Origin of the sequence: Barnesiella sp. CU968 (assembly GCF_905219685.1) — a bacterium.
GTDB classification, from domain to species: Bacteria; Bacteroidota; Bacteroidia; order Bacteroidales; family Muribaculaceae; genus Lepagella; species Lepagella muris_A.
On sequence record NZ_CAJMXD010000117.1, the window covers coordinates 1 to 7,649 of the forward strand.

The window sequence follows — 7,649 nt, forward strand, 5'->3', positions numbered from 1 at the left end:
CACTTCACCCTCAACGCTTTCCACTTCTATGTCTGAGCTTTGAGGTGTCACTATAATTCTCTCGTTCTTGTAGAGTCCGGCATCCTTGATGTCCTGAAGCTCCTTGCGGAGATGCTCCTGAAATTTTGTGTACATTCTTATGGTATTAATATTTCCCCAAAGTTAACGATAATTTATTAATTTTGTCTAAATTTGCAGACGAAATTGTTCAACATTCTTAATGTCATGAAAAATATACTGATTATCGGGGCTACCGGTCAGATTGGTTCCGAACTGACCATGCGACTTCGCAAAGAATACCCCAACGGAGATATAGTTGCCGGTTACATCCCCGGCGCGGAGCCTAAAGGCGAACTTGCTGAAAGCGGACCGTCGATGGTCGTTGACATAACAAATCCGGCACAAATCGCCGAGGCTGTCGACAAATACAGAATCGACACAATCTATAATCTTGCGGCGCTCCTTTCCGCTGTAGCCGAAGCGAAACCACAGCTGGCATGGAAAATCGGCGTAGGCGGACTCTACAACTGCCTTGAGATTGCAAGAGAAAAGGGATGCGCTCTGTTCACCCCAAGCAGCATTGGCTCTTTCGGACCCGACACTCCTCACACCAAAACGCCTCAGGATACGATACAACGCCCCGAAACCATATACGGAGTGACCAAAGTCACCGGTGAAATGCTGTCGGACTATTATGCACGCCGTTTTGGAACTGACACCCGTTCAGTAAGGTTTCCAGGCCTCATATCATATGTTACTCCTCCGGGTGGCGGCACTACGGATTACGCAGTCGACATATACTACTCAGCTGTCAAAGGGGAAGAATTCAAATGTCCACTCAAACCTGGAACATTCATGGACATGATGTATATGCCCGACGCTTTGCGTGCGGCTATTGAAATAATGGAGGCGGATCCCGCAAAACTAATACACCGCAATTCATTCAACATCGCCTCTATGAGCTTTGACCCTGAAATCATTTATAACAAGATACGCGAATATCGCCCTGATTTCAAGATGACTTACGAGCTCGACCCCCTGCGTCAGAAAATCGCCGACTCCTGGCCCGACAGCCTTGACGATACTTGCGCCCGCGAGGAATGGGGTTGGAAACCGGAATATGATCTTGATGCCATGACTCGCGACATGCTCCTTAACCTCGAAAAGAAATTACTCTGAGAACTCGTCTTAACTTATTTTCTTAACATCAGCGAGATATTTCCGTGGATTTAACATTCATCCCCTGAAGAACCCTTCTGGGGATGAAAAGAATTTCCATTTGTCTTGTAACTTAAAATTCGTGTTAATTCAAATACACTCTAAAGTAATTTTTTATAAATTTAACAATATGAAACTGAAAACGATATTTTAGTTTTCAGTTTTTTTATTTAATTTTGCCGCTGTTTTCCAATCTACAATAAGAGCTTGTTTAAAAATAAATGGAACAGACATCAATTTCGTCCGAAGCATACAACAGACTTCTTGACGCGATTTTTCCCATAATCTTGAAAAACGGAATGAAGGCAACCACAATGGACAAAGTGGCAGCCTGTCTTTCAATGTCAAAAAGAACTCTTTACGAAATTTTCGACAGCAAGGAGGAGATGCTTAAACAGGTAATAGGATATTCACATAAAAAACATATTGAGAATCTCTGCCGCATTTTTAAGGAAGCGGACACTGTAATGGAAGCGTTCTATCTCACGCTGAAAACACACCAGAGTGTGATGGGGCAGGCTTCTGCAGCATTTTTCCAAGACATGGACTCGTCTTATGCCCGGCTTCGCCCCGTATATGACAACCAGTCTGACACTTGGCAGCGGAATATGCTTAAAGCCATTGATGATGGAATTAAACAGGGTGTCTTTCGCTCGGATGTCAACTACCCTATTCTATTAAGAATGTTTCGTATTCAGATGGAATCACTAAAAAGAATGGAAGAATTTTTGCCTCAGGATGTAACACTCAATGAAGCCTTCGATACCATCAGCATAAGTTTCCTAAGGAGCATTGCATCTCAGGAGGGAGCAAAAATACTTGAACGCATAAAAAATTCTTATTCATAATAAAGCATGAATCTAAAAAAGTCTCTTTTAGCGACTTTGTCGCTTATTGTGCCTTTGACGGCTGTCTCACAGTCTTCAGCCTCGGCATCCGACACGCTCAGGTTGTCTCGTGAGCAATGCGTTGCAATAGCCTTGCAAGACAACCCGACAATCAAAGTGGCTGACCTCGAAGTCAAGCGAGTGGACTATTCTAAAAAGGAAGTCATTGCCAACCTGTTCCCCTCAATTGACTTCTCGGCGGCATATCAGCGTTCTATCGAGCTCCAGACCCTGAGCATGAACATGGGAGGGGAAGCCACAAAAATCAAAATGGGTTCCGACAACATGTGGAACATGGGGTTCTCTGCCTCCATGCCGTTGATCAACGCATCTTTGTGGAAATCAATAAAGATTTCCGACACTCAGATTCTTGCCAATCTCGAATCGGCAAGAGCCTCGCGTCTCGACATGGTCAATAACGTGAATCAGGCTTATTATAGCCTCCTGCTTGCCATTGCCTCTCGCGATGTAATCAAGAAGAACTATGAGATTGCAAAAATAAATGCGGATGTTTACCGCAAACAGTTCGAGCAGGGCACCGCTTCTGAATATGACGTGCTACGCAGTTCTGTGCAGGTGACCAACATTGAGCCGGAACTTCTTCAGGCGGATATTTCGGTGAGACAATGCCAGTTGCAGCTGAAAGTGCTGATGGGCATGGACTCTGCGGTCGAAGTGATGCCTGACATCACACTGAAACAGATGCAAAGCGATATGTTCGGATATACAACCGCTCTTAACCGTTCTCTTGCCGGAAACACATCACTGCGTTCACTCGACATTCAGACCGACATGGCGCGCCAGAATGTGACGCTAAAGAAATTCGCCTGGATTCCGACTCTTGCAGTGACATACAATCTGAACTGGAACGCACTGAGCAACGGCAATCCGTTCAAAAACCAGGATTTCAATCCTTATTCCACTGTAGGACTTGCATTGCAGGTGCCCATTTTTTCGGGTGGTTCCAAATATTTCGGCGTGAAGCAGGCTGAGGTACAGCTCAAAGAGATGGAATTCCAGCGCGAGAACCTTGTCAGTTCTCTCAATATGCAGGTTGAGCTTGCCATTGACAATATAAACCGCCAGGTGAAACAGATCGCGGCAAGCGAGGAAGGCATGAGACAGGCGGCGAAAGCTTATGAGATAATGCAGAAGAGTTTCGAGATCGGTGCCGCCACATATCTAAATCTGAGAGACAGCGAACTCGCCAACACCTCAGCCCAGCTCTCCTATCTACAGAGTATCTACAACTATCTTGTCTCAACAAGCGAACTCGACCTGCTTCTCGGTCGCGACGGGACAGCGTCTTCAACAGTTTCCGTAAGATAACATATCACAGTCATGAATAAAATATTGCTAACGTCTGCCGCTTTGGCTCTGATTCTTTTCGGAGCATGCTCAGGTGCGGACAAATCCGAAAAAGATTCAAAACAGGACACTGCTCCTGTAGTCAAGACAATGCAGGTAAACGACAGGGAAGTCAACCAGATCGGGAATTATACCGCAACCGTGGAACCCGAGCTTATAAACAACATCTCGTCTTCCGCCCCCAACCGAATAAAGCAGATTCTTGTGGATGAAGGAATGAGGGTGTCAGCCGGTCAGCGTCTTGTAGTAATGGACGACATCAACACCACAAGCTACCGGCTTCAGCTCGACAACGCCAAGGCAAATCTCAGGAATATCGAGGTTGACTACAACCGCGCACTTGAACTTTACAAGATAGGCGGCGGAACAAAACAGCAGGTAGACCAGATGGAGACCCAGCTCGTAAACGCTAAAAACGCAGTTGCCTCCGCCGAACGCACTCTGCGCAACATGAATGAGAACACGGTTCTCACCTCCCCGATTTCAGGCGTGGTGACAGCCCGCAACTACGATCCGGGCGACATGACAGGCTCTTTGCCAATTCTTACTGTGGCACGCACACAACCAGTAAAAATCATAGTGAACGTTTCCGAAAGCGAACTCTCGAAAGTGAGACGAGGCATGCCTGCGATCGTGACTTTCGACACATACGGCAACGAGATTTTCAACGGCACCGTGACTCTTGTGTCTCCAACGGTAGATCACGCATCCCGTACGTTCGGGGTCGAGGTGACCCTTTCAAATTCCGACAACCGTATACTTCCCGGTATGTTCGGACGCGTGGAACTCAGTCTCGGCACGGCACGCCGCGTTGTTGTGCCCGACAAGGCTGTTGTAAAGCAACCAGGATCCGGCAACCACTACGTATACGTATATAACGCAGACGGCACTGTAAGCTACAACAAGGTCGAGCTCGGTCAGAGACTCGGCGACTCTTACGAGCTTATAAGCGGTGTGGAACCTGGTTCTACCGTAGTCGTTTCCGGACAGAGCCGTCTCGCAAACGGAATGAAAGTAAAAGTAACAAAGTAAGAAGTCTTCATAAACTGTAAAATATGAGTCTATACAGTTCAGCAGTAAAAAGACCGGTGATGACGACGCTTTGCTTCGTTACTGTCATCATCCTCGGTCTCTTTTCCCTTGCGAAACTCCCGATCGACCTTTATCCGGATATCGATACAAACTCGATAATGGTCATAACGATGTATCCGGGAGCCTCGGCAAAGGATATCGAGCAGAATGTCACCAAACCTCTGGAGAATACGCTCAACTCCGTGGAACACCTCAAGCATATCTCCTCCACCTCAAGGGAGAACACATCCGTGATCACTCTTGAATTCGAATATGGCTATGACATAGATGTCCTCACTAACGATGTGCGCGACAAACTCGACATGGTAAAATCGCAGCTTCCCGATGATTCGGAAAACCCGATTATCTTCAAGTTCTCCACCGACATGATTCCGATCTGCCTTCTCTCGGTTCAGGCAGACGAGAGCATGGCGGGCCTTTACAAGATTCTTGATGACAATGTCGCCAACCCTCTGGCGCGTGTCGACGGTGTCGGCTCGGTGTCGATTTCGGGTGCCCCGAAACGCGAGATTCATGTCTATGTGGATCCGAACCGTCTTGAGGCATACAACCTTTCGGTAGAACAGATCGCGTCTGTTATCGGTGCGGAAAACAGAAACGTGCCGGGTGGTTCCTTCGACATAGGGTCAAACACCTATGCTCTCCGCGTGCAGGGTGAATTCGAGGAGACTTCACAGATGTCTCATATTCCTGTGGGAAGTTTCCAGGGCAAGATCGTATATCTCAGCGATGTGGCTAAAATCGTCGACAGCCTTGAGGAACGCACGCAGCGAACCTACAACGACGGCAAGGAGGGCGCGATGATCGTTATCCAGAAACAGAGCGGTGCCAATTCTGTGGAAATATCCGACAAGGTCATGAAGATGCTCCCGTCGCTGGAGAAGAACCTTCCGTCAGATGTGAAAATCGGTGTGATTGTCGACACATCAGACAATATCCGCAACACAATCGCGGCTCTTGTGGAGACTGTGATGTATGCGCTTCTCTTCGTGATGATAGTGGTATTCGTGTTCCTCGGACGCTGGCGTGCAACGCTGATTATCGTAATCACGATACCGGTGTCGCTAATCGCCTCGTTCATCTATCTCTTCGCCACGGGCAACACCCTGAACATCGTCTCCCTTTCCGCCCTTTCGATTTCTATCGGTATGGTGGTCGATGATGCCATTGTGGTTCTTGAAAATGTGACCACCCATATAGAACGCGGCGCCGACCCGAAACAGGCGGCGGTGCACGGCACAAACGAGGTCGCGATTTCCGTAATTGCTTCCACACTCACTCTTATCGCCGTATTCTTCCCCCTCACTCTCGTAACGGGAATGACCGGTGTGCTCTTCCGCCAGCTCGGATGGATGGTGACTATCATGATGATCATCTCCACTACCTGCGCCCTCTCGCTAACCCCTATGCTCTGCAGCCAGTGGCTCAGACTCAAAGGGAAGGCTACCGACGGCAACAAAAAGAACTGGTATTCTCATATCGAACGCGCTCTTGACAAATTCGATGACGGCTACACTTCTCTGCTTCGCAAGGTTGTCACACACCGTGCGCTGACAATCGTTGTCTGCCTCGGTATCTTCGTGGGTTCTATATTCCTTATGAAATTTGTCGGCACTGAGTTCTTCCCGACTCAGGATGACGGACGTCTCGGAGTAAATCTCGAGCTCCCTATCGGTGCACGCGTGGAGGAAGCACAGGAAGTGACAGGAAGACTCGACTCTCTCTGGAGAGCCAAATATCCGGAAATTATGGTGATGAACTATACTGTCGGTCCGGCAAGTTCCGACAACACATTCGCTTCGCTGTCTGACAACGGCGCGCATATCATCTCCATGAACATCCGTCTTCTTGACCCGGGCGACCGTAAACGCGGCATACGCGAGATAGCCGAAGAGATGCGTAAAGACCTTTCTGACAATTTCCCGGAATTCAAGAAAGCGCAGGTCAACATCGGTGGCGGCCGCGGACAGGGAATGGGCGGACAGAGCACAGTTGATTTCGAGATCTACGGATACGATTTCGATGAGACCGACCGCGTTGCCGCAGAGCTGAAGCAGATTCTTGAAGGAATCGAGGGCACAGCCGACGTGACGGTGTCTCGCTCTGACTATCAGCCGGAATATCAGGTCGATTTCGACCGTGAGAAACTCTCGATGTATGGCATCAGCCTACAGACTGCTGCCTATTATCTGCGAAACCGCATAAACGGATCCACAGCATCGCAGTTCCGCGAAGACGGTGAGGAATATGACATCAAGGTTATGTATGCCCCGGAACACCGCACAAGCATTGAGGATATCGAGAACATTCTCATATACTCAAACGAAGGGAAAGGTATACGTCTCAAAGAGCTTGGCACTGTTGTGGAGCGTTTCACTCCACCTACAATCGAACGAAAAGACCGCGAACGTATCATCACTGTCTCAGCTGTGGTCGACGGCGTTCCTATGAGTCAGATCGTGACACAGGCGGAACTGCAGATGGACAATATCGATATTCCCGCAGGTATCACCATTCAGATTGCCGGAAGCTATGAGGACCAACAGGATTCATTTGGCGACCTCCTGATGCTCGGCGTGCTCATAATCATACTTGTATACATCGTGATGGCAGCGCAGTTCGAGTCTCTGACATACCCCGGCATCATCATGACCTCGCTTCTCTTCGCATTCTCCGGTGTATTCCTCATTCTATGGATGACGGGGCACACTCTCAATGTGATGTCGATGATCGGAGCGATCATGCTTATCGGTATCGTGGTGAAAAACGGTATCGTGCTTATTGACTACATCACTCTTAACCGTGAGCGTGGAATGTCAATCAGGCGTGCCGTGATCGATGGCGGACGCTCACGTCTCCGTCCGGTTGTGATGACCACTCTCACCACAATCCTCGGTATGGTGCCGATGGCTGTCGGTTCAGGACAAGGTGCGGAGATGTGGCGCCCGATGGGTACAGCCGTCATCGGCGGTCTGACCTTCTCGACAGTGCTTACGTTGCTCTTCGTGCCAGTGCTCTACTGCGTGTTCGCCGGCAACGGAGTGAAGAGAACTCGTCGCAAACTCCGCGCACAACACTCTAAAG

At 48.7% G+C, this 7,649-nt stretch carries 5 protein-coding genes; all 5 read left to right on the top strand.

All coding sequences use genetic code 11. The features are described from left to right. Positions 1-225 precede the first annotated feature (225 nt). Positions 226-1,179, top strand: coding sequence for an NAD-dependent epimerase/dehydratase family protein (locus JX312_RS06215; RefSeq protein ID WP_204457412.1), 954 nt, complete (start codon positions 226-228; stop codon positions 1,177-1,179). Positions 1,180-1,439: 260 nt separating this feature from the next. After that, a complete protein-coding gene (locus JX312_RS06220) occupies positions 1,440-2,066 on the top strand; it encodes a TetR/AcrR family transcriptional regulator (protein ID WP_123405266.1) in 627 nt (208 codons plus the stop codon). A 6-nt stretch (positions 2,067-2,072) separates the two neighbouring features. Continuing rightward, complete coding sequence (locus JX312_RS06225) at positions 2,073-3,434, top strand: TolC family protein (RefSeq protein WP_204457413.1); 1,362 nt, start codon at positions 2,073-2,075, stop codon at positions 3,432-3,434. Positions 3,435-3,446: 12 nt separating this feature from the next. After that, complete coding sequence (locus tag JX312_RS06230; RefSeq protein WP_124030926.1) at positions 3,447-4,505, top strand: efflux RND transporter periplasmic adaptor subunit; 1,059 nt, start codon at positions 3,447-3,449, stop codon at positions 4,503-4,505. Positions 4,506-4,528: 23 nt separating this feature from the next. After that, the coding region (locus tag JX312_RS06235) for an efflux RND transporter permease subunit (protein ID WP_204457414.1) at positions 4,529-7,649 on the top strand (3,121 nt) is incomplete at its 3' end.